Source organism: Clavibacter californiensis (assembly GCF_021952865.1).
Lineage (GTDB): Bacteria > Actinomycetota > Actinomycetes > Actinomycetales > Microbacteriaceae > Clavibacter > Clavibacter californiensis.
Genome location: NZ_CP040792.1, coordinates 1,553,648 through 1,578,478, shown reverse-complemented (window position 1 = coordinate 1,578,478; position 24,831 = coordinate 1,553,648). Strand labels below are relative to the sequence as shown.

General features: G+C 73.0%; 27 protein-coding genes and 2 tRNA genes. 12 read left to right on the top strand and 17 right to left on the bottom strand.

What is annotated here, in order from left to right; all coding sequences use genetic code 11:
• Window positions 1–111: 111 nt before the first annotated feature.
• On the bottom strand, window positions 112–1,422 hold the full coding sequence (locus FGD68_RS07735; protein ID WP_119373127.1) for a LuxR C-terminal-related transcriptional regulator: 1,311 nt from the start codon (window positions 1,420–1,422) through the stop codon (window positions 112–114).
• Window positions 1,423–1,541: 119 nt separating this feature from the next.
• Here FGD68_RS07735 and hxlB point away from each other — a divergent pair, with 119 nt between their 5' ends.
• Window positions 1,542–2,150: a 6-phospho-3-hexuloisomerase gene (gene hxlB / locus FGD68_RS07730; RefSeq protein WP_119373126.1), complete on the top strand. Its 609-nt coding sequence runs from the start codon at window positions 1,542–1,544 to the stop codon at window positions 2,148–2,150.
• A gap of 52 nt (window positions 2,151–2,202) precedes the next feature.
• Window positions 2,203–2,826, top strand: coding sequence for a 3-hexulose-6-phosphate synthase (gene hxlA, locus FGD68_RS07725; RefSeq protein ID WP_119373125.1), 624 nt, complete (start codon window positions 2,203–2,205; stop codon window positions 2,824–2,826).
• Between the two features lie 75 nt (window positions 2,827–2,901).
• Here hxlA and FGD68_RS07720 read toward each other — a convergent pair whose 3' ends face one another.
• A complete protein-coding gene (locus tag FGD68_RS07720) occupies window positions 2,902–3,912 on the bottom strand; it encodes an NAD-dependent epimerase/dehydratase family protein (RefSeq protein ID WP_237609987.1) in 1,011 nt (336 codons plus the stop codon).
• Complete coding sequence (locus tag FGD68_RS07715; protein ID WP_119373975.1) at window positions 3,909–4,130, bottom strand: multidrug transporter; 222 nt, start codon at window positions 4,128–4,130, stop codon at window positions 3,909–3,911. The genes FGD68_RS07720 and FGD68_RS07715 overlap by 4 nt, the downstream gene beginning before the upstream one ends.
• Window positions 4,131–4,272: 142 nt before the next feature.
• Between FGD68_RS07715 and FGD68_RS07710 the strand changes: the two genes are divergently transcribed.
• Window positions 4,273–5,424 (top strand): CPBP family intramembrane glutamic endopeptidase, encoded by a 1,152-nt coding sequence (locus FGD68_RS07710; protein ID WP_237609986.1) that lies wholly within the window; start codon window positions 4,273–4,275, stop codon window positions 5,422–5,424.
• On the opposite strand, the gene FGD68_RS07705 is transcribed toward FGD68_RS07710, so the two are convergent.
• The 4 genes from FGD68_RS07705 to FGD68_RS07690 all read right to left on the bottom strand — a co-directional run bounded on the left by FGD68_RS07705 (window position 5,306) and on the right by FGD68_RS07690 (window position 7,647).
• Entirely contained in the window at window positions 5,306–5,995 is a 690-nt protein-coding gene (locus FGD68_RS07705) for a GNAT family N-acetyltransferase (protein ID WP_104236081.1), read from the bottom strand. The two genes, FGD68_RS07710 and FGD68_RS07705, sit on opposite strands and share 119 nt — an antisense overlap.
• A 53-nt stretch (window positions 5,996–6,048) precedes the next feature.
• Window positions 6,049–6,735 carry a uracil-DNA glycosylase gene (locus FGD68_RS07700; RefSeq protein WP_119372611.1) on the bottom strand — a complete coding sequence of 229 codons (687 nt, stop codon included), beginning with the start codon at window positions 6,733–6,735 and terminating at the stop codon, window positions 6,049–6,051.
• Window positions 6,736–6,745: 10 nt separating this feature from the next.
• On the bottom strand, window positions 6,746–7,468 hold the full coding sequence (locus FGD68_RS07695) for a Type 1 glutamine amidotransferase-like domain-containing protein (RefSeq protein ID WP_119372610.1): 723 nt from the start codon (window positions 7,466–7,468) through the stop codon (window positions 6,746–6,748).
• 103 nt (window positions 7,469–7,571) lie between these two features.
• Window positions 7,572–7,647: transfer RNA gene (locus FGD68_RS07690), tRNA-Glu, on the bottom strand.
• A 169-nt stretch (window positions 7,648–7,816) separates the two neighbouring features.
• Between FGD68_RS07690 and FGD68_RS07685 the strand changes: the two genes are divergently transcribed.
• The 3 genes from FGD68_RS07685 (at window position 7,817) to FGD68_RS07675 (ending at window position 10,257) form a co-directional block, all read left to right on the top strand.
• Entirely contained in the window at window positions 7,817–8,455 is a 639-nt protein-coding gene (locus FGD68_RS07685; protein ID WP_119372609.1) for an MBL fold metallo-hydrolase, read from the top strand.
• A gap of 42 nt (window positions 8,456–8,497) precedes the next feature.
• Window positions 8,498–8,917, top strand: coding sequence for a DUF3592 domain-containing protein (locus tag FGD68_RS07680; RefSeq protein WP_119372608.1), 420 nt, complete (start codon window positions 8,498–8,500; stop codon window positions 8,915–8,917).
• Window positions 8,918–9,159: 242 nt separating this feature from the next.
• Window positions 9,160–10,257: a TerC family protein gene (locus FGD68_RS07675; RefSeq protein WP_119372607.1), complete on the top strand. Its 1,098-nt coding sequence runs from the start codon at window positions 9,160–9,162 to the stop codon at window positions 10,255–10,257.
• A gap of 76 nt (window positions 10,258–10,333) precedes the next feature.
• Here the strand turns inward: FGD68_RS07675 and FGD68_RS07670 are convergent, their stop codons facing one another.
• Window positions 10,334–11,131, bottom strand: coding sequence for an SDR family NAD(P)-dependent oxidoreductase (locus FGD68_RS07670; RefSeq protein WP_119372606.1), 798 nt, complete (start codon window positions 11,129–11,131; stop codon window positions 10,334–10,336).
• Window positions 11,132–11,186: 55 nt separating this feature from the next.
• Here FGD68_RS07670 and FGD68_RS07665 point away from each other — a divergent pair, with 55 nt between their 5' ends.
• From FGD68_RS07665 to FGD68_RS07655, 3 genes are all read left to right on the top strand, one after another.
• Window positions 11,187–11,801 carry a TetR/AcrR family transcriptional regulator gene (locus tag FGD68_RS07665; RefSeq protein WP_119372605.1) on the top strand — a complete coding sequence of 205 codons (615 nt, stop codon included), beginning with the start codon at window positions 11,187–11,189 and terminating at the stop codon, window positions 11,799–11,801.
• Window positions 11,802–11,869: 68 nt separating this feature from the next.
• On the top strand, window positions 11,870–12,880 hold the full coding sequence (locus FGD68_RS07660; RefSeq protein WP_104236074.1) for an aldo/keto reductase family protein: 1,011 nt from the start codon (window positions 11,870–11,872) through the stop codon (window positions 12,878–12,880).
• A 133-nt stretch (window positions 12,881–13,013) separates the two neighbouring features.
• A complete protein-coding gene (locus FGD68_RS07655) occupies window positions 13,014–14,024 on the top strand; it encodes an aldo/keto reductase family protein (protein WP_119372604.1) in 1,011 nt (336 codons plus the stop codon).
• 151 nt (window positions 14,025–14,175) lie between these two features.
• On the opposite strand, the gene FGD68_RS07650 is transcribed toward FGD68_RS07655, so the two are convergent.
• The 6 genes from FGD68_RS07650 to FGD68_RS07625 all read right to left on the bottom strand — a co-directional run bounded on the left by FGD68_RS07650 (window position 14,176) and on the right by FGD68_RS07625 (window position 18,870).
• A tRNA-Gln gene (locus FGD68_RS07650) sits at window positions 14,176–14,247 on the bottom strand.
• A 79-nt stretch (window positions 14,248–14,326) separates the two neighbouring features.
• Window positions 14,327–15,292, bottom strand: coding sequence for an NAD(P)/FAD-dependent oxidoreductase (locus FGD68_RS07645; protein WP_119372603.1), 966 nt, complete (start codon window positions 15,290–15,292; stop codon window positions 14,327–14,329).
• Window positions 15,285–16,805 (bottom strand): glutamate--tRNA ligase, encoded by a 1,521-nt coding sequence (gltX, locus tag FGD68_RS07640; RefSeq protein WP_119372602.1) that lies wholly within the window; start codon window positions 16,803–16,805, stop codon window positions 15,285–15,287. The genes FGD68_RS07645 and gltX overlap by 8 nt, the downstream gene beginning before the upstream one ends.
• A gap of 13 nt (window positions 16,806–16,818) precedes the next feature.
• The gene (locus FGD68_RS07635; protein ID WP_119372601.1) at window positions 16,819–17,589 is read right to left on the bottom strand and encodes a hypothetical protein; all 771 of its coding nucleotides are present in this window, start codon (window positions 17,587–17,589) and stop codon (window positions 16,819–16,821) included.
• A 2-nt stretch (window positions 17,590–17,591) separates the two neighbouring features.
• Window positions 17,592–18,365, bottom strand: a complete 774-nt coding sequence (locus tag FGD68_RS07630) for a fumarylacetoacetate hydrolase family protein (RefSeq protein ID WP_119372600.1) — start codon at window positions 18,363–18,365, stop codon at window positions 17,592–17,594.
• 10 nt (window positions 18,366–18,375) lie between these two features.
• A complete protein-coding gene (locus FGD68_RS07625) occupies window positions 18,376–18,870 on the bottom strand; it encodes a MarR family winged helix-turn-helix transcriptional regulator (protein WP_237609985.1) in 495 nt (164 codons plus the stop codon).
• 61 nt (window positions 18,871–18,931) lie between these two features.
• On the opposite strand from FGD68_RS07625, the gene FGD68_RS07620 reads away from it, so the two are divergent.
• Window positions 18,932–19,810, top strand: coding sequence for an SDR family oxidoreductase (locus FGD68_RS07620; protein ID WP_119372958.1), 879 nt, complete (start codon window positions 18,932–18,934; stop codon window positions 19,808–19,810).
• Between the two features lie 74 nt (window positions 19,811–19,884).
• On the opposite strand, the gene FGD68_RS07615 is transcribed toward FGD68_RS07620, so the two are convergent.
• Both FGD68_RS07615 and FGD68_RS07610 read right to left on the bottom strand, forming a co-directional pair.
• Window positions 19,885–21,021 carry a branched-chain amino acid aminotransferase gene (locus FGD68_RS07615; RefSeq protein WP_182480912.1) on the bottom strand — a complete coding sequence of 379 codons (1,137 nt, stop codon included), beginning with the start codon at window positions 21,019–21,021 and terminating at the stop codon, window positions 19,885–19,887.
• Between the two features lie 8 nt (window positions 21,022–21,029).
• A complete protein-coding gene (locus FGD68_RS07610) occupies window positions 21,030–22,097 on the bottom strand; it encodes a 3-isopropylmalate dehydrogenase (RefSeq protein WP_119372957.1) in 1,068 nt (355 codons plus the stop codon).
• Between the two features lie 115 nt (window positions 22,098–22,212).
• Between FGD68_RS07610 and FGD68_RS07605 the strand changes: the two genes are divergently transcribed.
• On the top strand, window positions 22,213–22,467 hold the full coding sequence (locus tag FGD68_RS07605) for a DUF6458 family protein (RefSeq protein WP_015489804.1): 255 nt from the start codon (window positions 22,213–22,215) through the stop codon (window positions 22,465–22,467).
• Window positions 22,468–22,543: 76 nt separating this feature from the next.
• Here the strand turns inward: FGD68_RS07605 and FGD68_RS07600 are convergent, their stop codons facing one another.
• Window positions 22,544–24,085 (bottom strand): MFS transporter, encoded by a 1,542-nt coding sequence (locus FGD68_RS07600; RefSeq protein WP_119372956.1) that lies wholly within the window; start codon window positions 24,083–24,085, stop codon window positions 22,544–22,546.
• Between the two features lie 121 nt (window positions 24,086–24,206).
• Here FGD68_RS07600 and FGD68_RS07595 point away from each other — a divergent pair, with 121 nt between their 5' ends.
• Window positions 24,207–24,824, top strand: coding sequence for a TetR/AcrR family transcriptional regulator (locus FGD68_RS07595; RefSeq protein WP_119372955.1), 618 nt, complete (start codon window positions 24,207–24,209; stop codon window positions 24,822–24,824).
• The last annotated feature ends 7 nt before the right edge of the window (window positions 24,825–24,831 follow it).

Sequence of the window (24,831 nt, the reverse complement as noted above, 5' to 3'; positions counted from 1 at the left end):
CGTTCGAGCGGGCGGCGGTGCTCAATACCTTACGGAGCTGAGGTTTCCGTGGGGTTAACTCCGGCATCGGCTGCGAGCGCCGTCCCGCTGTCGCGCCGCCGGTGCGCCGCCTCAGCCCCGCACGAGCCCCGCGAGCTCCGCGCGGGTGGACGCGCCCATCTTCCGCAGCAGGTTCGCGACGTGGAACTTCACCGTGTTCTCGCTGATCCCGAGCGAGGTCGCGATGGCGCGGTTGCGGGATCCGCCGGCGACGAGCGCGAGCACCTCCCGCTCCCGTGCGCTGAGCCCCGCCTCCCCCGCGGCGTCGAGGCCCGCGGCGGGCGCGTCGAGGGGCAGGCGCACGGCGATCTCGGATCCCCAGCCGGGCGTCGCCGTCACGTCCAGCGCGCCGTCGAGCGCGGCGACGCGGTCGGTGAGCCGGCGGAGCGCGTCGAGGTCGGCGGTGGTGGCTCCCGCGCCGTCGTCGCGGATCCCGACGAGGAGGTTGCTGCCGTCGCAGTCCCACTGGATCCGCACGCGCGTCACGTCCGGCTGCTCGACGAGCGCGAGCACGGCGCCGCGGACGATGGCCCGGCCCGCGTGCGCGACCTCGCCCGGGAGCGCGCGCCCGTCCACGGGCGGCTCGACGAACTGCACGTCGAGGTCGCGGAAGCGGACGAGCGGGCGGAGGTCGTCGCGGAGGCGGGCGAATGCGCGCGCGACGGGTTCCTCGCCGAGCGAGCGGTCGCGGTCGCTCGCGGCGCGCAGCTCGACCATGGCGTTCGTGGCGAGGTCGGCCGCGGTCTGCCGGGCGGCCGCGTCGCCCGTGCGGGAGGAGCGGAGCACGGCGAGCAGCGACTCCAGCGTGGTGGCGTGCGCGTCGCCCAGCTCGGCCACGACGCGGGCGCGCTCCGAGGACACGGCGCGCGCCTCCGCGAGGTACGCGGGCGGCGCCGCGGCGACCTGCTGCCGGATCCCGTGGGCGACGCTCCGCCACAGGGCGCGCACCAGCTCGCGGGCGGCGGGCACGTCGTCGTGCGCGGCCACGGGATCCACCAGCACGAGGAGCGCGCCCGTGTCCGCCCGCCAGGCGGCGACCGTGCGCGGCCGGCCGCCGACGCGGTGCTCGACGGCCCAGGCGGAGCCGGCATCGTCGGACCCGTCCGCCAGGCTCGCGAGGATCCGGTCGAGCTCGGCGATCGTCACGTTCTCCACGACCTCCGCCTCGCCCGCCTTCTTGCGGGGGCGGCCGGTGCAGTCCTCGGTGAAGACCACGAGGGCGCGGTGCGCGACCACAGGTTGCAGCATGCCCGACAGCGCGCCGGCCACCTCCTGCAGCGGGGCGGCGAGCGCGTCGTGCAGCCCGTCGAGCAGCGCGACGGCGTCGGCGGATGCGGCGGCAGGGCGGGCGGAGGGAGCGACGGGGTGGGTCCGGGACGGCATCCCGCCACCGTACGCCCACCCGATCCGCGGCCCGCGGGACGACGACCTGCTCGGATGGGTAGGCGAGTCCACCCGTCGGGTGGGCTTCAGGGACGGGCCGCGAGGAGCACCCTCGAAGGGTGACGAACTCGACGCACCCCCGCCCGACCGGCGACTCCCCCGTCGACGTGGCCGCCGCCGTGACGCTGATCTCCGACGAGAACGCCCGCGTCGCCCAGGCGCTCACCGACCCCGACCTCGCCGCACGCCTGGACGAGGCCGCCCACGTGATCCGCGACGGGCGCCGCGTCTTCGCCCTCGGCGCCGGCCGCTCCGGCCTCGCGCTCCGCATGACCGCGATGCGGCTCATGCACCTCGGGCTCGACGCGCACGTCGTCGGCGAGGCCACGTCCCCCGCGATCGAGGAGGGCGACGCCCTCCTGGTCGCGAGCGGGTCGGGGACCACGGCCGGCATCGTCAGCGCCGCGAAGACGGCGCACGAGGTCGGCGCCCGGATCGTCGCGCTCACGACGGCCGACGACTCGCCGCTCGCCGACCTCGCGGACGTGACCGTGCTGATCCCCGCGGCCGCCAAGCAGGACCACGGCGGCACGGTCTCGGCGCAGTACGCGGGCGGGTTGTTCGAGCTCAGCGTCGCGCTCGTCGGCGACGCCGTGTTCCACGCGCTGTGGCAGGCGTCCGGCCTCACGGCCGACGAGCTGTGGCCGCGTCACGCCAACCTCGAGTGACCGACGGTCGCTCGATCCCCACCCCACGCATCACGACAGGAAGAGGAACCGCATGAAGCTCCAGGTAGCCATGGACGTGCTCACGACGAAGGACGCGCTCGAGCTGGCCGGCAAGGCCGCGCCGCACGTCGACATCATCGAGCTGGGCACCCCGCTCATCAAGGCCGAGGGTCTCTCCGCGATCACCGCGATCAAGGAGGCGCACCCCGACAAGATCGTCTTCGCCGACCTCAAGACGATGGACGCCGGCGAGCTCGAGGCCGACATCGCGTTCTCCGCGGGCGCCGACCTCGTCACCGTCCTCGGCGTCGCGGGCGACAGCACCATCGCGGGAGCCGTCAAGGCCGCGAGGAAGCACGGCAAGGGCATCGTCGTCGACCTCATCGGCGTCCCGGACAAGGCCAAGCGCGCGAAGGAGGTCACCGAGCTCGGTGCCGAGTTCGTGGAGATGCACGCGGGCCTCGACGAGCAGGCGGAGGACGGCTACACGTTCGGCGACCTGCTGGAGGCCGGCAAGGCGTCCGGTGTGGCGTTCTCCGTCGCGGGCGGCGTGAAGGCCGGCACCATCGGCGACGTGCAGGACTCGGGCGCCGTGGTCGCCGTCGCCGGCGGCGCGATCTACTCGGCCGACGACCCGGCCGCGGCCGCCGCCGAGCTGCGGGCCGCGATCCGCTGATCCACCCGCATCACCCGAGCGCCGCGCACCCCGTCTCCGGACGGGTGCGCGGCGCTCGTGCGTGCAGCCCGTGCATCAGCGGACCGTCGCGAGGACCTCGAGCTCCTCGTCGCGCGTGAGGCCGGATGCGCGCGGCCGGTCGAGCCCGCGCTCCCGCTCGTCGGCGAGCACGTCGCGCATCGTCTCGGCGAGCGGTCGACGCGCGGTGCCGAGGGCGCGGATCCCCGCATCGCTCCGGGCAAGCATCCCGGCCGCCCCGCTCGGCAGCCACAGCGGCAGCGATCGCGGGCCCGCCCAGTGCCGCACGTCGGCCGCGGCCAGCTGGTCATCGGTCGCGACGACCCGCTCGCCCGTGGATCCCGCCACCTCGGCCGCGAGGTCCAGCGCGTCGGCGAGCGGCACGCTCTCCCCCACCGCGTCGACGACGCCGTCGAGGGCGCGCACGCCGACCTCGACGACCAGGTCGGCGAGGTCCCGCGCGTCGATCGCCTGGGAGTGCCGGCCCGTCGCGTCGGGCACGAGGACGGGTCCGTCGCCCGCGAGCGCGAACCGCGCGGGCCAGTAGCCGAACCGGTCGCTGTCGTCGCCCGGCCCGACGATCAGGCCGGGCCGCACGATCATCCGCCGTCCGGCGAGCGCCGCGGTCACCGCGCGCTCGGCCGCGACCTTCGCCTGCCCGTACTCCTCCAGGTCGACGGGCTCCACGAGCGTCGCCTGCTCGTCGTCGCCCGGGTGCGCGAAGGACGCGTAGACGGAGACGGTGCTGACCTGCGTCCAGTGCCGGGCGCGATCGGCGAGCGCGGCCACCGCGGAGCGCGCGTGCTCCGCGGAGGAGGTGAGGTCGACGACCTCGTCCCAGTCCGTGCCGGCGACGGCGGCATGCGCGTCGGGCAGGTCGCGGTCGGCCGCCACGAACCGCGTGAGGTCGGGCGCGGAACCGCCCGTGCCGCGCGCGAGGCACGTCACCCGATCGCCGCGCGCCGCGAGCCGCTCCGCGACGAGCCGGCCGATCCACCCGGTGCCGCCGAGCACGAGCACGTCGCGCGGGGCACCCGTCGGGCGGGTGACGATGCCCGCGTCGCTCACGATCCGCGCGCCGGGGTCGTCTTCCCGGGCCGGACCGACGCCGTGTCCGCCACGTCGATCCGCGTCACTCCGTCGTCGTGCTCGGTGACGTCGATGCGCGGTGCCGCATCCGACTCGACCGCCTTCGGCGCCGTCGTCAGCTGCTCGTGCCGCTTCTCCGCGAAGTCGGCGTCGCGGGCCTCGTCGCGCTCCTGGTCCTCGTGCTGGTCCTCGTGCATGGGTCCGCCTCTCGTCGCATCCACCGTACGCGGCGGCGCGGCGGCGCCCGGCGTCCTCCGCCGTCCGCCGCGCGCCCTCCGCCGCGCGCCCTCCGCCGTCGGGGGGATCCGCGCCCACGGTCGGCCCGCGTACGGTGGCGGCATGAGCGCACAGGAGCCGACCGCCCCCGATCCCGCCGCGATCACCGGCCCGCCGGTGGCCCCGCCGGTCGCCCCGCCCGTCGATCCCGGCGTCCCGCCGACCGCCGGCATGCCCGGCGCGTTCCCGCCCGAGCTCCCGCCGCTCCCCGAGCGCCCGCCCGTCCCGTACCACCACGGCCTCCGCGACACGGGCGGCCCCTGGCGCGGGATCCTCGCGCTCGTGCTGTTCGGCGTCGCCTTCCTCGGCCTGTCCATCGTGTTCGGCGGGGCAGCCATCCTCATCGAGATCCTCACCGGCCGGATGGACCCGTCCGACGAGGCATCCCTCACGACCATGACGCCGATCGTGCTGCTCGCGACGAACCTGTCGCTCGCCGCCCTGATCCCCGTCTCGATGCTCCTGCAGCGCTGGCTGTTCGGCGTGCGGATGGGCGCGATGTCGTCCATCGCCGGCCGGTTCCGCTGGCGCTGGCTCGGCCGGGTCGCGCTCGTGATGGTGCCCGTCTTCCTCGTCTACATCGGCGTCACGTTCGCGCTCGACCCCTCGGGCGAGGTCCGCTTCGACGGCGAGGTCTGGCTCTACCTGGCCATCGTGCTGCTCACCACGCCGCTCCAGTCCGCGGGCGAGGAGTACGGGTTCCGCGGCCTCATCCAGCGCTCGGTCGGATCCTGGTTCCGCAGCACCCGCGTCGCCCTCGTCGTCGGCGCGGTGGTCTCCAGCTCGCTGTTCGCCCTCGCGCACCTCGCCGAGGACCCGTGGCTCATCGCCTACTACTTCGTCTTCGGCCTGTCGGCGACCCTCTCGGCGCGGCTCACGGGCGGCCTCGAGGCGCCCGTCCTCATCCACGCGCTCAACAACACGCTGCTGTTCATCCCCACGGTGATCCTCGGCCAGATGTCCCAGAGCTTCGACCGAAGCGCCGGCACCGGCGGGCCGTTCATGCTGCTGCCGATGGCGGTCGTGCTGGGATCCGCGCTCCTCACCGGCTGGTGGGCCCGCCGTCACCGCGTGGAGACGATCGCGCCCCGCCCGCTCACCGCGAAGGAGGAGCGGCGGGAGCGGGAGCGGGCGTGGTGGGACCAGGAGCGGCAGCGCCAGGCGTCGCTCGCCGCATGGTCCGCGCCCACAGGCCCGGCTGCGCCGTCGGCTTGAGCGTCAGCTGCATCGTGACGGTGCCGAGCCAGCGCCCGAACTTCCAGCCGACGCGGCCCATCCGCCCGCTCTCGGTGAAGCCCAGCGAGGCGTGCAGCCGGATCGACGCGTCCGCGCCCTGGTCGGCGATGACCGCGATGACCTCGCGGATCCCGGCCTCGCGGCACGCGTCCACGAGCGCCTCCAGGAGCGCGCGGCCGAGGCCCTTGCCGGTGGACGCCGCGCCGAGGTAGATCGAGTCCTCGACCGTCGTCCGCGACGACCGCCGGTTGCCGACGGGCTCGACGAGCGCGTAGCCGAGCACCTGCCCCGATGGCGAGACGGCGACGAGGAACGGCATCCCCATCCGCTCGAGCTGGCCGAACCGGCCGCGCCACCTGGCGAGCGTCATGCGCGTCTCGTCGAAGGTGACGGTGCTGTTCATCACGTAGTGGTTGTAGACCTCGCGGATGTCCGGGAGGTCGCCGGTCGTCGCACGCCGGATCTCGTAGGAGAACACGGGAAGCGGCGGCGCGGGCTTCCGGAGGTGGGCGGGCAGGCGGCGGCGCCGCTGGTATTCCTCCTCGAGCATGCCGCGATCCTACGGGGACGGTCGCGCGCGCGGACGGATCCCGCGGGACCGGCTCAGAGCCGCCAGTCGACGGGCTCTGCGCCCTGCTCGGCGAGGAGCGCGTCCGCCCGGCTGAACGGCTTCGAGCCGAAGAACCCGCGCGACGCCGACAGTGGGCTCGGGTGCACCGAGGTGATCGACGGCACCGGCGCGAGCAGGGGCGCGAGGGATCCCGCGTCCTTCCCCCAGAGGACCGCGACGAGCGGTCCGCCGCGCGCGGCCAGGCCGCGGATCGCGCACTCCGTCACGGCCTCCCAGCCCTTGCCGCGGTGCGAGGCGGGCGCGCCCGGCCGCACGGTGAGCACGCGGTTGAGCAGGAGCACGCCGCTGCGGGTCCACGCGGTGAGGTCGCCGTGCTCGGGCGTCGGGATCCCGAGGTCGTCGCGCAGCTCGCGGTGGATGTTGACGAGGCTCCGCGGCACGGGCCGCACGTCGGGCTCGACCGAGAAGGAGAGGCCGACGGGGTGGCCGGGCGTGGGGTACGGATCCTGCCCGACGATCAGCACGCGCACGTCGGCGAGCGGCTGCTGGAACGCCCGCAGCACGCGGTCGCCCGCGGGCAGGTAGGGGCGTCCGGCGGCGACCTCGGCGCGCAGCCACTCCCCCATCCGCGCGATGTCGCCGGCGACGGGCTCGAGCACGTCGACCCAGCCGGCGTCCATGAAGCCGCGCTCGACGAGCCCGGGCAGGGTCAGCGCCACGGGCGGCGGATCAGGAGGCGCCGGCGGAGCTGACGGTGACGCCCGTCTCCGAGCCGATGACCGACCAGACGCTGCCGCGCCCCTCGACGACCAGCTGGCCCTCGCCCACGACGAGCACGGTGCCCTCGTCGATGGCGACGCCGCCCTCGACGAGGCCCGCCTCGGTCGCGGCGATGAGCCGCGTGAGGGTGCCCCACTGGGCCGCGTGCACGTCGACCGCGACGTCGATGAGGCCGATGCCCTGCTCCACCGTGACCTCGTCGAGGTCCTCGCTCGCGGACTCCTGCACGACCTCGACGTCGCCGATGCGCCAGCCGCCGACGATGGCGGTCTCGGCGGCGACCGCGGCGCCCGCGGAGAAGCCGAGGTACGGGACCCCGGCGGTGACCTGGCGGCGGATCTCGCCGAAGACCGGCTCGAGCGCCTGGCGGTACGCGGGGGTCAGACCGCCGCCGACGACGATGCCGTCCACGTCCTGGAGCTGCGCCACCTCGATGGATCCGCCCTCCGGCGCCAGCACCGCGACCGGCTCGCACGCGCCCGCGGCACGGAGCGCTGCGGCGTACTGGTCGAACCACTCGGCACCCAGGCCGTCGTGCACGAGGACCACGGCGATGCGGGCCGGCTCCAACCGGGCGGCATCGGTCGCCCTCGTCGTCGCCTCGGACAGGAACCGCGCGAGGAGGGGGGTGTCGTCATCCGACAGGCCGCCTCCGACCAGGTGCACACTCACCCCTCGACGCTACAGGGCGGAGCCGTGCACCCGGCCCCTCGAGCCGACGGACAAGAAGAAAGCCCGGCGCCTCCGTGAGGAGGAGCCGGGCTGGATGATGCGGTGGTGACCCCAACCGGATTCGAACCGGTGTTACCGCCGTGAGAGGGCGGTGTCCTAGGCCGCTAAACGATGGGGCCGTTTTTGCAACTCGTCGAGTATGCCACAGCGCGCACAGCCCGACCAAATCGAGCCCCGACCGGGCCGGATCCGCCCGATCCCGTGCCGATGACGCGCCCCCGACGGGCGCGTCCGGGCGCCCCCGCGCGCCGGTTTGCCCCGGCCGCTCCGACGGTGTTGGCTCCTCTCATGCGATTGACGAAGCTCGAGCACGCCGCCCTGGTCCTGGAACTGTCGGGGCGGAAGCTCTTCATCGACCCCGGCTCCTTCACCACCCCCATCACGGAGGCGATGAACGCGGACGCGATCGTCATCACGCACGAGCACGCGGACCACTGGACCCCGGAGCAGCTCAAGCGGATCCTCGACAAGAACGAGGGCGTGCCGATCTACGCGCCGTCCGGGGTCGCGGCCGCGGTCGCCGACTTCGACGTGACCGTGGTCGAGGCCGGCGACACCATCGAGGCCGGCCCCTTCACGCTGCGCTTCTTCGGCGGCACGCACGCCGTGATCCACGAGTCCATCCCCGTGGTCGACAACCTCGGCGTGCTCGTCAACGACACGCTCTACTACGCGGGCGACTCGTTCACGATCCCGGAGGGCGTCGAGGTCGACCTGCTCGCCGCTCCCGCGGGCGCGCCGTGGATGAAGATCAGCGAGTCCATCGACTACGTGCTCGCGGTCAAGCCCCGCAGGGCCTTCCCCACGCACGAGATGGTGCTCTCGGCCGCGGGCAAGGCCATATCGAACGGCCGCCTGCAGTGGGCGACCGAGCAGGGCGGCGGCGAGTTCCACGCCCTCGAGCCCGGCGATAGCATCGACCTCTAGGCCCTGTTCGGGCTCTCGACGAGCGGACGCGGGGTCATCGGCATGGACGGTCTCGCCGCGGCGTCGCTCATCATCGAGTTCCTCACCTGGATCGCGCTCGTCCCCGGCGTCCTGCTCTACGTCGCCGGACTGTCGATCCGCCTGCTGGGCAGGCGCTGGACGGCGACCGAGGGCCTCGTCGCGGAGGGGCCCGCGCGCGATGACGGCGCAGCGCCCGGGCGCGTCCTCCGCTGGTTCGACGGCGACGGCGACGTGCACGAGGCCCCGGCCGACGCCCCGGAGACCCACGACCTCGCGGCCGGATCCGACGTGCGCGTCTGGTTCTCGCCGCGATCCCCGTGGCGCGTCCGCACGCACGCCCCCGAGCTCGACGGCCGGGCGCTCCGCGTGACCGGGCTCGTGCTCATCGGCATCGGCGCCCTGGCGGCCGTCGCGGGGATCGTCCTGCTCTTCCTCGAATAGCGGGCCTCCGCTCCCGACCGGGCGTCAGCTGGGGATCCGCCCGCGCGGTCCGGAGCGCTCCATGCGGCCGTATAGAGTGTTCCCTCGAAGGGGAGTACTCCCATCCGGCGGTCGTGTCGTCAATACGGTCGGACCACTCCGACCCGTACGGCCGGTTCCGTGAGCAGCAGCTCGCGGGGTGGAGGAGACCTTCAGTACCCCACCGGATCCGTCAGCGGTCCGAGTACTGGAGAACCCTCGAAATGGATGTCCCCTTCTGGCTCTGGGCCGCGACCATCGCGGCCGTCCTCGGCCTCCTTGTCTTCGACTTCTTCGCGCACGTGCGGAAGGCGCACGAGCCGACGCTCAAGGAGTCCGCGACCTGGTCGGTCGTCTACATCGTCATCGCGCTCGTGTTCGGCGTCGGCGTCGGCGTCTTCTCGAACTGGACCTTCGGCGGCGAGTATTTCGCCGGATACGTGACGGAGAAGGCGCTGAGCGTCGACAACCTCTTCGTCTTCCTCATCATCATGTCGAGCTTCGCCGTGCCGCGGGCCTTCCAGCAGAAGGTGCTGCTCGTCGGCATCGCGATAGCGCTCGTGATGCGCGGGATCTTCATCGCGATGGGCTCCGCGATCATCGACAACTTCTCCTGGGTCTTCTACCTCTTCGGCGCGCTGCTGCTCGTCATGGCCTACAAGCAGATGAAGGAGACGCACGACGAGGACGAGTCCGACTCGAAGCTCATCCGCACTCTCCGCCGCTTCATCCCCACCTCGGACCACTACGACGGCGACAAGCTGACGACCCGCGTCGACGGCAAGAAGCTCTTCACCCCGATGTTCCTGGTGATGCTCGCCATCGGCCTCACCGACGTGCTGTTCGCGCTCGACTCCATCCCGGCGATCTTCGGCCTGACGCAGGAGGCGTACATCGTCTTCACCGCCAACGCGTTCGCGCTGCTCGGCCTCCGCCAGCTGTACTTCCTGATCTCGGGCCTGCTCGAGCGCCTCGTGTACCTCTCGCAGGGCCTCGCGGTGATCCTCGGCTTCATCGCGGTGAAGCTCGTGCTGCACGCGATGCACGTGAACGAGGTGCCCTTCATCAACGGCGGCGAGCCGATGCTGTGGGCGCCCGAGATCCCGATCTGGTTCTCGCTGTCGTTCATCCTCCTCACGATCACGGTGGCGACCGTCGCCAGCCTCGCGAAGACGAAGCGCGACGCGTCCGCCGTCGAGGGCACGGATTCCGCTGCCTCCGTCGCGGGCGAGAAGGCCCCGGCCGACGCGGACGACGACGCGGCGCGCGGCTCCGGCCGCAGCGTCGACGCGACCAGCGACGCGGACGCCCCGCGCCGCTAGCGCCCCTCCCCTACGACCACGACGCCCGCTCCCGGATCCGGGGGCGGGCGTCATCGCGTCGGGGAGCGGCCGTGCGTCAGCCGAGGCGCGTGCTGCCGATGCCGCCGTCGACGTCGAGCAGCGCGCCGTGCACGAACGCCGCCTCGTCGGACACGAGGAAGCGCACGGCGAACGCGACGTCGACGGGGCGCACCGGGACGCCCGCGGGTGTGGTCGCCGTCATGGCGTCGAGCACGGCCGCGTCCGACGCGTTGCCGGGCGTGGCGGTCACGCCGGGCGCGACCGTGGTGACCCGCACCCCGCGCGGGCCGTACTCCGCCGCCCATGTGCGGGTCATCTGCTCGACGGCGGCCTTCGACGCCGTGTAGGCCGCGCCGAACGGGACGCCGACGCGGGACATCCAGGATCCGACGTTGACCACCGCACCGGTCCCCCGCTCGGCCATCGCCGGCGCGAGCGCCGCGACGAGCACGTGGGGCGCTCGGACGTTGACGGCGAGGACGGCGTCGAGGTCGTCGTCGCCGAGCGCCGCGGTCGGCCCGACGGGGTAGATGCCGGCGTTGTTGACGAGGATGTCGACCCGGCCGTCGAGAGCGGCGGCGGCCTCCGCGGCGAACCGCCGGATCCCCTCGGCGCTCCCCGCGAGGTCGGCCGGCACCGCGTGGGCGGTGCCGCCCGCCGCGGTGATGGCGTCGACGACGGAACGGGCGCGATCGACGTCGCGGCCGCTGACGACGACCTCGGCGCCGGAGGAGGCGAGCACGCGGGCGATGGCCTCGCCGATGCCGCTGGTGGATCCGGTGACGACGGCCGTGCGGCCGGCGAGCCGGGTGTCGGGGACGAGGGACTGGAGGACTTCACTGTTGGACTGCATGGTCCAATTGATAGCACGCGTTGGACCATTCGGTCCACAACGGTAGGATCGGGGCATGGCCGAGCCCAAGATCACCGAGCGCGGCCGCCGCACCCGCCAGCGGATCATCGAGGCGACGGGTGAGCAGATCCTCGCCACCGGCATCGGCGGCACGACCCTCGACGACGTGCGCGCCGCCACCCTCACGAGCAAGAGCCAGCTGTTCCACTACTTCCCCGGCGGCAAGATCGAGCTCGTGCGCGAGGTCGCCGAGTGGGAGGGCCGGCAGCTCCTCGAGGCGCAGGAGCCGCACATCCACGACCTGGGCTCCTGGGAGTCGTGGGAGGCGTGGCGCACCGGGCTCGTCGACTACTACATCGGCCGCGGGCGCTGGGCGTGCCCCATCGGGTCGCTCGCGACGCAGGCCGCGGCCGTCGACGCCGAGCTCGAGCGCACGATCGCCGCGTCCATGCGGGCATGGCGCGCGTTCCTCGCGCGCGGCGTCGAGCGGATGCGGGAGGCGCATCTCGTCGACGCGAGCGCGGATCCCGAGCGCATCGCCACCGTGATCCTCGCGGCCATCCAGGGCGGCCTGGTGCTCAGCCAGCCGGAGCGATCGGCCTGGCCGCTGGAGGCGGCTCTCGACACGGCCCTCGCGCCCCTGCACGTGATCCGCTCCCCCGCCGCCTGACCGCGGGCGCAGGACCCGTGGCACACTTTCGTGCGGGACCGCGGAGGCTGCAGGCGTACGGTCGGACCATGGAATTCAGATACCTCGGCAACTCCGGCTTCAAGATCTCCGAGATCACCTACGGCAACTGGCTCACCCACGGATCGCAGGTCGAGAACGACACCGCGACCGCGTGCGTGAAGGCCGCGCTCGAGGCGGGGATCACCACATTCGACACCGCGGACGTGTACGCCAACACCAAGGCGGAGACCGTGCTCGGCGAGGCGCTCAAGGACGAGCGACGCGCATCGATCGAGATCTTCACCAAGGTCTTCGGCCCCACGGGACCCAAGGGCCACAACGACGTGGGGCTCTCGCGGAAGCACATCATGGACTCGGTCGACGCGTCGCTCACGCGCCTCCAGACCGACTACATCGACCTGTACCAGGCGCACCGGTTCGACTACGAGACGCCCCTCGAGGAGACGATGCAGGCGTTCGCCGACGTCGTCCGCCAGGGCAAGGCGCTCTACATCGGCGTGAGCGAGTGGACGAGCGAGCAGCTGCGCGCCGGCCACGCCCTCGCCACCGAGCTGGGCTTCCAGCTCATCTCGAACCAGCCGCAGTACTCGGCCCTCTGGCGCGTCATCGAGGAGGAGGTCGTGCCCACGTCGAAGGAGCTGGGCATCTCGCAGATCGTGTGGTCCCCCATCGCGCAGGGCGTGCTGACGGGCAAGTACAAGCCCGGCCAGGAGCTGCCGTCCGGATCCCGCGCGACCGACGACAAGGGCGGCGCGAACATGATCAAGCGGTTCATGAACGACGACACGCTCTCCCGCGTGCAGGAGCTGCAGCCCATCGCCGACGAGCTCGACCTGTCGCTCGCCCAGCTCGCCGTCGCCTGGGTGCTCCAGAACGACAACGTCGCCTCCGCGATCATCGGCGCCTCGCGTCCCGAGCAGGTCCACGAGAACGTCAAGGCGTCCGGCGTGGAGATCCCGGCCGAGCTGCTCACGCGCATCGACGACGCCCTCGGCGACATCGTCGAGAAGGACCCGCGCAAGACCGAGGACAGCTCGCCGAAGACCCGCGAGGCCTGACCAGCGCTCCCTCCTGCACGACCGTGCGGCCCCGCCCGAGACCATCGGGCGGGGCCGCACGTGCATCTCCCGGTCACCGGTCGGACAGACCGCGTCCCGGGGTCGCCCAGCGCGCCCGGCGTAGGCTCGGAGGATGGAATTCCGCTACCTAGGCAACTCAGGCTTCAAGATCTCCGAGATCACGTACGGCAACTGGCTGACCCACGGGTCGCAGGTCGAGAACGACACCGCCACCCAGTGCGTGCAGGCGGCCCTCGAGGCCGGCATCACCACGTTCGACACGGCCGACGGCTACGCGAACACCGTCGCCGAGAAGGTCCTCGGCGACGCGCTCAAGGGCGAGAACCGCGACGGGCTCGAGATCTTCACGAAGGTCTACTTCCCGACCGGCGCCAAGGGCCACAACGACACCGGCCTCTCGCGCAAGCACATCATGGCGTCGATCGACGGCTCGCTCGAGCGCCTCCAGACCGACCACGTGGACCTCTACCAGGCCCACCGCTACGACTACGAGACCCCCCTCGAGGAGACGATGCAGGCGTTCGCCGACGTCGTCCGCCAGGGCAAGGCGCTCTACATCGGCGTCAGCGAATGGACCCCCGAGCAGCTCCGCGAGGCGCACGGCCTCTCCCGCGAGCTCGGCTTCCAGCTGATCTCGAACCAGCCCCAGTACTCGGCCCTCTGGCGCGTCATCGAGGAGGAGGTCGTCCCGACCTCGAAGGACCTCGGCATCTCGCAGATCGTCTGGTCCCCCATCGCGCAGGGCGTGCTCACCGGCAAGTACAAGCCGGGCCAGGACCTGCCGCAGGGCTCGCGCGCCACGGACGACAAGGGCGGCGCCGACATGATCAAGCGATACATGAACGACGACGTCCTCACGCGCGTGCAGGAGCTGCAGCCCGTCGCCGACGAGCTCGACCTGTCGCTCGCCCAGCTCGCCGTCGCGTGGGTGCTCCAGAACGACAACGTCGCCTCCGCCATCATCGGCGCCTCGCGTCCCGAGCAGGTCCACGAGAACGTCAAGGCGTCCGGCGTGGAGATCCCCGCGGAGCTCCTCACCCGCATCGACGACGCCCTCGGCGACGTCGTGGAGAAGGACCCGTCGAAGACGAGCGAGAGCTCGCCGAAGGGGCGCCTCGCCTGATCCGTTCGCCCTGAACACCACGACGGCCCCGCTCGAGCAGATGCTCGGGCGGGGCCGTCGTCGTTCCGGGCGGAAGGGCAGCAGCCAGGCCGCACGCGGGAAAAGGAAAAGGCCCGGATATCCGGGCCTGTCATTTCCTGCGATTTCAGTGCTGGGGTACCTGGACTCGAACCAAGAACAAAAGAATCAGAATCTTCCGTGTTGCCAATTACACCATACCCCAAGGCCCCGATGCGCGATCGGGCCTCGTCGAGTGTAGCCCATCGGCCGGATCCGCGCCAAACCGACGGAGGCCCGACACCTCAGATCCGCGGGAGCAGGTCCCGGTTGATCGCGCTGGCCGCGCGCGCCCCGAAGCCGGCCGCGATGATCAGCTGCTGCGGGCCGGGCTGCGAGCTGTCGCCCGCCGCGTAGACGCCCTCGTGGGAGGTGCGGCCCTCGGCGTCGACGGCGATGTGGCCGTCGTCGTCGGTGTCCAGGTCGAGCCCCGCGAGGAAGTCGAGCGCGGTCGAGTAGCGCGGGCGCACGAAGCCGCCGGTGCGCGGGATGACGGAGCCGTCCTGCATCCGGATGCCGGTGACGGCCGCGCGCTCGCCCTCGATGTCGGCGACGGGACGGCGGTCGACGCGGATGCCGAGGGATGCGAGCCCGCGCTCCCCCGCCTCGTCGATGCGCGCGACGCCGTTGGTGAGGACGATGATGTCGCGCGACCACTGCGAGAGCAGCAGCGCGCGCTCCACCAGGTCGTCGGTCTCGCCGATGAGGAAGAGCGGCTCGTCGCGCTTCTCGTAGCCGTCGCACTCCATGCAGCTGTGCACGGCGGTGCCGTAGTAGGCGCGGATGCTCGGCAGGTCGGGCAGCGTCTCCACGAGGCCCGTGGCGATGAGGATCCGGCGCGCGCGCACCTCGCGATCGGGCGCCCGGCGCACGCCCTTCGCGCGGATGGTGAACCCACCCGGGGACGGCTCCGCGGACTGCACGACGGCGAGTTGGAACTCGCCCTCGTCGTAGGACTCCACCTCGACCTGGCCGAGCTTGCGGAGCTCGAGCGGGGAGATCCCGTCGCGGGTGACGAAGCCGTGCGACATGAGGGTCGCGGCGTTGCGCGGCCGGCTGCTGTCGAGCACGAGCGTCCGGCGGCGGGCGCGCACCAGGTTCAGCGCGGCGGACAGGCCAGCGGGGCCCGCGCCGATGACGACGACGTCATAGTAGTCGCCTGTCGCGGTGGATCCGGCGCCGGTGGATCCCGCGCCCGCGCCGTCAGGCACCGAGCATCCCCGCGAGGCGGTCGAGGCGCGCGATGGTCTCGTCCTTGCCGAGCAGCACCATCGACTCGAACAGCGGCGGCGAGATCCGGCGCCCGGAGATCCCGACGCGCAGCGGGCCGTAGGCGAGGCGCGGCTTCATGCCCATGCCGGTGATGAGCGTGTTCTGCAGCACCTCCTGCACGAGGTCGATGTCCCACTGCGTGTGCGGGACCCCGGCGAGCGCCCCGCGGGAGGCGGCGAGCACCTCGGGGGCGTCGTCCTTGAGCGCCTGGACGGCCGCGTCGTCGTAGGGCAGCGCGTCGGCAGTGGTGAAGAGGAAGGAGAGGAGGTCGGGCGCCTCGCCGAGGAGCTGCATGCGCTCCTGCACGAGCGGCGCGGCCGCCTCGAGCATCCGCTGCTCGTCGTGCGTGAGCTCGGCGCCGACGACATCGGCCGCCTGGAGGTACGGCACGAGGCGCTGCGCGAAGTCGTCGAGCGCGAGCAGGCGGATGTGGTCGCCGTTCAGCGACTCCGCCTTCTTGAGGTCGAAGCGGGCGGGCGCGGGCGTGACGTCGGCGACGTCGAACGCGGTGACCATCTCCATCCGCGAGAACACGTCGCGGTCGTGCGTGAGCGACCAGCCGAGCAGCGCCAGGTAGTTGATGAGGCCCTCGGGGATGAAGCCGCGGTCGCGGTGGTGGAACAGGTTCGACTCGGGGTCGCGCTTGGAGAGCTTCTTGTTGCCCTCCCCCATCACGTACGGCAGATGGCCGAAGCGCGGGATGGCGTCGGCCACGCCGATGTCGATCAGCGCGTGGTACAGCGCGATCTGACGCGGCGTGGACGAGAGCAGGTCCTCGCCGCGGAGCACGTGCGTGATCCCCATGAGCGCGTCGTCGACGGGGTTCACCAGCGTGTAGAGCGGGGCGCCGTTGGGGCGCACGAGCACGAAGTCGGGGAAGGATCCGGCCGGGAACGTGACCGTGCCGCGCACCAGGTCGTCGAACGAGAGGTCCGTGTCCGGCACGCGGAGGCGGAGGGCGGGCGCGCGGCCCTCGTCGCGGAAGGCCTGGCGCTCGGCCTCGGTGAGGTCGCGCTCGAAGTTGTCGTAGCCCATCTTCGGGTCGCGGCCGGCGGCGCGGTTGCGCGCCTCGATCTCCTCGGCCGTCGCGTAGCTCTCGTAGAGGTGGCCGGACTCGGTGAGCTTCCGGATCACGTCGAGGTAGAGGTCGGTGCGCTGCGACTGGCGGTACGGCACGTGCGGCCCGCCGACACCCTCGCCCTCGTCCCAGTCGATCTCGAGCCAGCGCAGCGCCTCGATGAGCTGCCCATAGCTCTCCTCGCTGTCGCGAGCGGCGTCGGTGTCCTCGACGCGGAAGACGAGCTTGCCGCCCGTGTGGCGCGCATACGCCCAGTTGAAGAGGGCCGTGCGGATGAGCCCCACGTGCGGCGTCCCGGTCGGGGACGGGCAGAACCGGACGCGGACGTCGGTGCCGGTGGCGGTGGTCACGGGGTGCGCGGTTGTCTCAGTCATCCTGGGTCCGATTCTAGGGCGCGGTGCCCGCGCCCCTGTCGGCCGGCGGCGCTCCGTCCGCGCAGTACGGCTCGAGGAGGTCGAAGCGGTCGTACTGGTCTCCGGGAGGCACGCCGCACTCCAGCAGGGCGGTGCCCGCCGAGCGCGTCGGATCCGTGCCCGTGAGCGATCCGCTCGACCGGAACACGCCGTCGCAACCGGTGACCGTGAACCGCGCGGAGAGGGTGGAGCCGAGGTAGCCGAGGACGTAGCGCGCCTCACGGTCCGTCACGGGGTCGAAGGACGTGATCTGCGGCGGGTTGCCGAAGCGGCGTCCCGCGAGGTCGCGGTCCCGCAGGTCGTCGCGCAGCAGCGCGGACCAGGCGTCCGTCGGCGTGAGGGGGTCGACGACCGCCGCGGACCCGACGCCCGTCTCGTCGACGGCCAGCGTGAGCGGCGGCACGAGCACCGTGTCGGTGCGCTGGACCCGCTCCGGCGTGGATCCGAGGCCCGGCTGCTCGCCCGCGCCCGGGACCCGGACGGTCATCACGCGGACGGCGAGGAGCTCCTCCACGGGTCCCGCCGCGGGCTGCTCCCAGTCGATCGCGAGGTCGGCCGGCGAGCAGCCCACGGGGAGGTCGACGGCGGGCGGCGCCTCCCCGGTGGGGGTCGACGAGGGCGACCCCGCGTCCGTCGAGCCCGGCGTCTGGAGCCCGTAGTCCGACACGTCGTAGACGCAGCCCGAGAGCAGCGCCACCGCCGCGGCGGCCAGCGCGAGGCGCGCGGGACGGCCGGGGCGGATCACGGTCAGGCGCGGGCGCGCGCGGGGTTGGAGAGCGTGCCGATGCCCTCGATCGACACCTCGACGACCTGGCCGTCGGTGAAGGGGCCGACGCCCGCGGGTGTGCCGGTCAGGATCACGTCGCCGGGCAGCAGGGTCCAGACGCGCGAGGCGAACGCGATGAGCTCGGGCACCGTGTGCACCATCTCGCTCGTGCGGCCGGACTGGCGCAGCTCCCCGTCCACGCGCGTCTCGATGAGCGCGTCCTCGAACGAGCCCTCGGTCTCGATGACCGGGCCGAGCGGGCAGAACGTGTCGTACCCCTTGGCGCGCGCCCACTGGCTCTCGGAGTGCTGGATGTCTCGGGCGGTCACGTCGTTCCCGATCGTGTAGCCGAAGATCGAGCGGCGCGCGTCCTCCACGGACACGTCGCGCGTGATCCGGCCGACGACGACCGCGAGCTCGCCCTCATGCTCGACCTGCTCGCTGTCGGCGGGGAGGCGGATCGCGTCGTCCGGACCGATGACCGAGGTGTTGGGCTTCAGGAAGATGAGCGGCGTGGTGGGCGCCTCGCTGCCGTGCTCCGCCGCGTGGGCCGCGTAGTTGCGGCCGACCGCGACGACCTTGGAGCGCGGGATCACCGGCGCGAGCAGCCGGGCGTCGGCGAGCGGCACGCGCTCCCCCGTGGTCTGGTAGCCGCTGAACATGGGGTCGCCCGAGAGGACGACCAGGTGGCCCTCCTCCTCGTCGAGGATGCCGAAGCGGGGGTCGTCACCGGTGCTGAAACGCGCGATCTTCACGGTGTCGACCCTAGCCGTGCGGCGGGGCGAGGCGGTCCGGATCCGCGGTCGCGGTCGCGGTCGCGGTCGCGGTCGCGACGAGCAGGAGCGCGCGGGCCGCGGCCTCCCCCGTGGCGGCGTCGACGCCGAAGCGCGACAGGTCGTTGGTAGCGGACACCGGCCCCCACGTCTCGCGGAGCAGCTCGAGCCCGGCGTCGGCGAGGGTGACGGGGTTCGCGCGCCCGCGGCCGCGGTCGGCCGAGCGGGCGATCAGGCCGCGCGCCTCGAGGCCGGCGAGGAGCGGATCCATGCTCTGCGGCCGCACGTGCACCTCGCGGGCGAGCTCGGCCTGCGTGAGGGGCGACCGCACGGCGAGGTGCGCGAGCACGCCGAACTGGACAGGGCTGAGGTCCCAGGCGGCGAGCACCTCCGTGAGGATCCGCTCGAGCCGCCGCGCCGCGCGCACGGCACTCCAGGTGATGACGCTCCCGAGGTCGTCCTCGGTGAACTCGTGCGGGTGGGCCATGCGGCCAGCCTAGGCGCTACGGTTACATGTATCAGATCTCTGATACCGACCAGGAGGCACCATGGACGGATCGAGGATCATCGTGACCGGGGCGACGGGCGGGGTCGCGGGACGGGTCGTGACGCTGCTCGCCGAGGGGGGCGCGCCGGTGCGGGCCCTGTGCCGTCGGCCGGATCAGGTGGCGGCGTTCCGGGCGCGGGGGATCGACGCCGTGCTCGGCGACCTGGGGCGTCCGGAGTCGCTCGGCCCGGCGATGGCGGGCTGCGACCGGATGTTCCTCCTCACGCCGGTGACAACGCGCCAGGCGGAGCTCGGCCGGAACGCCGTCGAGGCGGCGGAGGCGGCGGGGCTCCGGCGCGTCGTGCATCTCTCCGGCGGCGACGCGACCCTCGACTCGCGGCTCCCCTGGGCCCGGGCCTGCGCCTGGACGGACGCGCTCCTCCGCGCGTCCGACCTCGACTGGACCCTGCTGCGCCCGTCGGCGTTCATGCAGAACGTGCTGCAGTCGGCGCCCGCGATCCGGCGGGGCGTCTATCCGCAGACCACCGGCGACAGCGCCATCGGCTGGATCGACGCCGCCGACATCGCGCGCGTCGCCGCGCAGGTGCTCACGGAGGACGGGCACGAGGGTCGCGACCACGTGCTGACCGGGCCCGAGGCGCTCACGTCGCGGCAGATCGCCAAGCGCCTGTCCGTCGCGCTCGGGCGGCGGATCCGGTACCTCCACCTGCCCGGGCCGCTCTTCGGCCTGGCCCTCCGCGCCGGCGGGGCGGATGCGTGGCTCGCACGCGGGCTCGTCCGCCAGTACGCCGAGGTGGTGCGCGACGGCCTCGACGACGTGCGCGCCATGAGCGGCGCGGTGACGGAGATCACCGGCACGCCACCGCGGTCGTTCCTCGACTTCGCGCGCGCGCACGCCGGGGACCTGCGGCGCGCCTGAGCGCCGGCGGGCGCATAGGCGTCGACGGCCGGCCCCGAGGAGGGACCGGCCGTCGGCGTCGATGCGGGAGCGCGCTACGCGTCGAGGCGCGTGAGCCAGCCGTGGCGGTCCGGGATGCGGCCGTACTGGATGTCGGTGAGCTCCTGGCGCAGCGACATCGTCAGCTCGCCCGCGGGCGCGTCGATGTCGCCGACGTCGAGGCCGTCGCCCATCAGGCGGCCGATGGGCGTGATGACCGCCGCGGTGCCGCACGCGAACACCTCGGTGATCTCGCCGGACGCGACGCCGTCGACCCACTCCGACAGCTCCACGCGGCGCTTCTCGACCGTGAGGCCGCGGTCCCGCGCGAGCTCGAGGATCGAGTCGCGCGTGATGCCCTCGAGGATGCTCTCCGAGTCGGGCGTGACCAGCCGGCCGTCCTCGTAGACCAGCACGATGTTCATGCCGCCGAGCTCCTCGAGGTAGCGGCCCTCCTCGGAGTCGAGGAACAGCACCTGCGCGCAGCCGTGCGACGCGGCCTCGGCCTGCGGGAGGAGCGACGCGGCGTAGTTGCCGCCGCACTTCGCGGCGCCCGTGCCGCCCTTGCCCGCGCGGGAGTACTGCGTGGACAGCCAGATGGACACCGGCGCGACGCCGCCCGTGAAGTACGCGCCCGCGGGGCTGGCGATGACGTAGTAGCCCACGCGCTGGGCGGCGCGGACCCCGAGGAAGCTCTCGTTCGCGATCATGAAGGGGCGCAGGTACAGGCTCTGCTCGGCGGCCGTCGGCACCCAGTCGAGGTCGGCGCGGACCAGCTGGCGCACCGACTCGACGAAGTCCTCGGTGGGCAGCTCCGGCAGCGCGAGGCGGCGGGCCGAGCGCTGGAGGCGGGCGGCGTTGCGGTCGGGGCGGAAGGTCCAGACGGATCCGTCGGCGTGGCGGTACGCCTTCATGCCCTCGAAGATCTCCTGGCCGTAGTGCAGCACGCTCGCGGCGGGATCCAGCTGGAGCGGCCCGTACGGGACGACGCGGGCGTCGTGCCAGCCGGCGTCGAGCGTCCAGTCGATCTGGACCATGTGGTCCGTGAAGTGCTTCCCGAAGCCCGGGTCCGCGAGGATCGCCTCCCGCTCGGCGTCGGCGCGGGCGCTCTCCGACGGGGTCTGCTCGAAGGACAGGGGGAAGGCGGTGGACGCGGTGCCGTGGGTGGAGGCTGTGCTGCTGGTGGTGCTCATGGGGTCCTTCAGCGGTTCGTGGAGAGGGCGCGGATGACGGCGTCGCCGACCTCCGCGGTGGATCGGGGTGCGGCGTCGCCGTCGGCGCGCGCGACGAGGTCGGCCGAGACCGCGGCCGTGACGCGCGCGGCGGCGTCCGGCAGGCCGAGGTGATCGAGCAGGAGCGCCACCGAGAGGATCGCCGCGGTCGGGTCGGCCTTCTGCTGGCCGGCGATGTCGGGCGCGGATCCGTGCACCGGCTCGAACATGCTCGGGAACGCCCCCGTCGGGTTGACGTTGCCGGACGCGGCGAGGCCGATGCCGCCGCTGATCGCCGCCGCCAGGTCGGTGATGATGTCGCCGAACAGGTTGTCGGAGACGATCACGTCGAAGCGCGACGGGTCGGTGACCAGGAAGATCATGGTCGCGTCGACGTGCAGGTAGTCGACGGTGACGTCGGGGTGCTCGGCGGCGACGCGGTCGACGGTGCGCTGCCAGAGGGATCCCGCGAAGGTCAGCACGTTCGTCTTGTGCACGAGGGTGACGCGCTTGCGGTCGCGCTTGGAGGCCAGGTCGAACGCGAACCGCACCGTGCGCTCGACGCCGTGCGCCGTGTTGACGGACACCTCTGTCGCGATCTCGTGCTCGGTGCCGCGGCGGAGCACGCCGCCGTTGCCGGCGTACGGCCCCTCGGTGCCCTCGCGGACGACGACGAAGTCGACCTCGCCGGGAGCCGCGAGCGGGGAGGCCACACCGGGCAGCAGGGTCGTCGGCCGCAGGTTGATGTAGTGGTCGAACGCGAAGCGCAGCTTGAGCAGCAGGCCGCGCTCGATGATGCCGCCCGCGAGGCGCGCGTCGCGGGGGTCGCCGCCCACAGCGCCGAGCAGGATCGCGTCGTGCTGCGCGAGGGCCGTCAGGTCGGAGTCGGTGAGGATCTCCCCGGTCTCGAGGAAGTGGCCGGCGCCGAACGGGTACTGCGTGGTGTCGAGCGACACGTCCGCGGGCACCGCCTCCCGCAGCACGCGGAGGGCCTCGTGGACGACCTCCGGACCGATGCCGTCCCCGGGGACGACGGCGAGCGAGATGGTGCGGGGCATGGATCCTCCCGGGGCTCGGTGGGTGTCGGGCCAGGTTACCCGTCCGCCGCGGGCACCCGCGCGCTACGGTGGATCCACCCGGCGGCTCCGACGGGCAGGACCCGAAGGACCACCCATGAGCATCGGACTCGGCATCTTCCTCGTCATCGTCGGCGCGATCCTCGCGTTCGCCGTCGACCTCACCGTCCCGGGCGTCGACCTGCAGCTCGTCGGCTACATCCTGATGGGCGGCGGCGCGCTCGTAATCATCATCGGCGTCGCGCTCCTCGCCCGCCGACGGACCGCCGTCAGCGAGACGCGCACGCGCATCGACCCCGCGACCGGCCAGCGCATCACGCGCAGCGAGCGCTCGGACGACAACGTCGTCTGATCCGCTCCCGCGCGCGCATCGGGCCCGTCACCTCGCGAGGTGACGGGCCCGACTCATATGACGGGTCGGGTCGGGCTCAGTCGTGCGAGCTGGCGCGGCGGAGGCTCGTGAGCGAGATGACGATCGCGCCGACCATGAGCAGGGCGCCGATGATCGAGGTGGTCACCACGCCGCCGTCGAACGCCTGGTGCGCCGACTCCAGCAGCGCCGCTCCCACGTCGGCCGGGACGCGCTCGGCGACCGACACCGCTCCCCCGAGCGTCTCCCGGGCCGCGGACGCGTCCGGCTCGGAGAGCCCGGCGGGGAGGACGAGGCCCGTGCGGTAGCTGGCCGTCAGGATGCTGCCGAGCACAGCCGTGCCGAGCACCGCGCCCACCTCGTACGCCGTCTCCGACACCGCGGACGCCGCCCCCGCCTTCGCCGGCGGGACGGCCGCGATGATCAGGTCGTTCGAGATGGTCTGCGACGCGCCGATGCCCGCGCCGAGCAGGCAGAACGCGAGGACCAGCAGCCCGACGGACGCGCCCTTGCCCGTGACCGCGAGGATCACGTAGGCGACCGCCGAGAACGCCAGCGCGATCGCGACCACGCGCGACGGGCGGGCCCGCGCCACGATCGGCACGATCACGAGCCCCGAGACGATGACGACCACGGATCCGGGGATGAGCGCGAAACCCGCCGCGAGCGGATCGAGCCCCGCGACGAGCTGCAGGTGCTGCGTCACGAAGAAGAGGAAGCCGACGAGCGAGACGACGCTCAGCAGGTTGACGAGCACGGCGCCCGTGAAGACGGGCTCGCGGAACAGCGCGACGTCGAGCATCGGGTTCCGGGCGCGCGACATGCGGCGCACGAAGAGGATGCCGGCGACCACGCCCACGACGGGCGCCACGATCGCGAGCGGAATGACGCCCTCGGTCGCGAAGGTCTTGATCGCGTAGACGATGGGCGCGACGGTCGCGAGCGACAGCAGGATCGCGACCCCGTCGATCGGCCCCGGCGCCGGGTCCTTCGACTCGGGGACGAGCACAGGCGTGAGGATCAGCAGCGGCAGCAGCACGGGCACGGCCACGAGGAACACGGATCCCCACCAGAAGTGCTCGAGCAGCACGCCGCCGACAAGCGGGCCGAGCGCGGATCCGCCGGAGAAGCCCGACGCCCAGATCGCGATCGCGAGGCGGCGCTGCTTCCGGTCGGTGAAGATCGAGCGGAGGAGCGACAGCGTGGACGGCATGAGCATCGCGCCGAAGAAGCCGAGGGCGGCGCGCGCGGCGATGAGCTGCGAGGCGTCGGTCGCGAAGGCGGCGAGGGCCGAGACGACGCCGAAGCCGGCCGCTCCGATCATGAGCAGGCGTCGGCGGCCGTAGCGGTCGCCCATGTTGCCCATCGCGACGAGGAGCCCGGCGAGCACGAGCGGGTAGGCGTCGATGATCCAGAGCTGCGCGGCGCCCGACGGCTCGAGGTCGCGCGCGATGGACGGCATCGCGAAGCTCAGCACCGTGTTGTCGATCGAGACGAGGAGCACCGGGAGCATCAGCACGACGAGCGCGGCCCACTGGCGTCGTCCGGCCCGGCCGGTGACGGCGGTCTCGGGGACGGATGCGATGCGGGGCGTGGACATGACGGTGCTTCCTGACGTCGGGAGGCGACGGCGCGAATGGCGCGGACGGGGTCGCGGGCGCGACCGGGATCACTGTACCGTCCGGTCGGTACAGCGGGCAACCCGCCGCTACGCTGGATCCATGCCCGCCTCATCGCCCGACGACCCCGCGCCCGTGCCCGACGGCGCACCCGACCCGGCGTCCCCCTCAGCCGGCACCGCGCGCGACCGCATCCTCGACGCCTTCGAGGAGCTGCTCGTGCAGCAGGGCGAGCGCGGCACGACGCTCGAGTCCGTCGCCGCGGCGGCCGGCGTCTCCAAGGGCGGGCTGCTCTACCACTTCGGCGGCAAGGAGGCGCTCGTCGAGGGGCTGCTCGCGCGCATGTCCGCGCTGGCGCAGGCGGACGTCGCGCGGCTCCGGGCGGCCGAGCGAGGCCCTGTGGACCTGTGGATCCGCAGCTCGCTGTCCACGGCCACGCCGTTCGACCGCGCCTACGTCGCGACCTCCCGCCTCGCGCAGGGCAACCACCCGCGGGCCCGCGACACGCTCACGCACCTGCAGGACGAGTGGGCCGCCGTCATCCTCGAGGCCGTGGGCGACCCAGCCGTCGCGCGGGCCGTGCTCCTCATCGGCGACGGCCTCTACTACAACAGCGCGCTCCAGCCCTGGCTCGGCGGATCCGCGCCCGCCGACGAGGCGCTCGACGAGCTCATCCGCGTGGTCGACGACCTCGTCCGGATCCGCTCGACCCGCGGCTGACCGGGCC

What these genes read in the sequence shown, in the direction of transcription:
- FGD68_RS07735 (WP_119373127.1), bottom strand. Translation starts at nt 1,422, where the DNA reads ATGCCGTCCCGGACCCACCCCGTCGCTCCCTCCGCCCGCCCTGCCGCC.
- hxlA (WP_119373125.1), top strand. Translation starts at nt 2,203, where the DNA reads ATGAAGCTCCAGGTAGCCATGGACGTGCTCACGACGAAGGACGCGCTC.
- FGD68_RS07715 (WP_119373975.1), bottom strand. Translation starts at nt 4,130, where the DNA reads ATGCACGAGGACCAGCACGAGGACCAGGAGCGCGACGAGGCCCGCGAC.
- FGD68_RS07710 (WP_237609986.1), top strand. Translation starts at nt 4,273, where the DNA reads ATGAGCGCACAGGAGCCGACCGCCCCCGATCCCGCCGCGATCACCGGC.
- FGD68_RS07705 (WP_104236081.1), bottom strand. Translation starts at nt 5,995, where the DNA reads ATGCTCGAGGAGGAATACCAGCGGCGCCGCCGCCTGCCCGCCCACCTC.
- FGD68_RS07685 (WP_119372609.1), top strand. Translation starts at nt 7,817, where the DNA reads ATGCGATTGACGAAGCTCGAGCACGCCGCCCTGGTCCTGGAACTGTCG.
- FGD68_RS07680 (WP_119372608.1), top strand. Translation starts at nt 8,498, where the DNA reads ATGGACGGTCTCGCCGCGGCGTCGCTCATCATCGAGTTCCTCACCTGG.
- FGD68_RS07675 (WP_119372607.1), top strand. Translation starts at nt 9,160, where the DNA reads ATGGATGTCCCCTTCTGGCTCTGGGCCGCGACCATCGCGGCCGTCCTC.
- FGD68_RS07670 (WP_119372606.1), bottom strand. Translation starts at nt 11,131, where the DNA reads ATGCAGTCCAACAGTGAAGTCCTCCAGTCCCTCGTCCCCGACACCCGG.
- FGD68_RS07665 (WP_119372605.1), top strand. Translation starts at nt 11,187, where the DNA reads ATGGCCGAGCCCAAGATCACCGAGCGCGGCCGCCGCACCCGCCAGCGG.
- FGD68_RS07660 (WP_104236074.1), top strand. Translation starts at nt 11,870, where the DNA reads ATGGAATTCAGATACCTCGGCAACTCCGGCTTCAAGATCTCCGAGATC.
- FGD68_RS07655 (WP_119372604.1), top strand. Translation starts at nt 13,014, where the DNA reads ATGGAATTCCGCTACCTAGGCAACTCAGGCTTCAAGATCTCCGAGATC.
- gltX (WP_119372602.1), bottom strand. Translation starts at nt 16,805, where the DNA reads ATGACTGAGACAACCGCGCACCCCGTGACCACCGCCACCGGCACCGAC.
- FGD68_RS07625 (WP_237609985.1), bottom strand. Translation starts at nt 18,870, where the DNA reads ATGGCCCACCCGCACGAGTTCACCGAGGACGACCTCGGGAGCGTCATC.
- FGD68_RS07620 (WP_119372958.1), top strand. Translation starts at nt 18,932, where the DNA reads ATGGACGGATCGAGGATCATCGTGACCGGGGCGACGGGCGGGGTCGCG.
- FGD68_RS07615 (WP_182480912.1), bottom strand. Translation starts at nt 21,021, where the DNA reads ATGAGCACCACCAGCAGCACAGCCTCCACCCACGGCACCGCGTCCACC.
- FGD68_RS07610 (WP_119372957.1), bottom strand. Translation starts at nt 22,097, where the DNA reads ATGCCCCGCACCATCTCGCTCGCCGTCGTCCCCGGGGACGGCATCGGT.
- FGD68_RS07605 (WP_015489804.1), top strand. Translation starts at nt 22,213, where the DNA reads ATGAGCATCGGACTCGGCATCTTCCTCGTCATCGTCGGCGCGATCCTC.
- FGD68_RS07600 (WP_119372956.1), bottom strand. Translation starts at nt 24,085, where the DNA reads ATGTCCACGCCCCGCATCGCATCCGTCCCCGAGACCGCCGTCACCGGC.
- FGD68_RS07595 (WP_119372955.1), top strand. Translation starts at nt 24,207, where the DNA reads ATGCCCGCCTCATCGCCCGACGACCCCGCGCCCGTGCCCGACGGCGCA.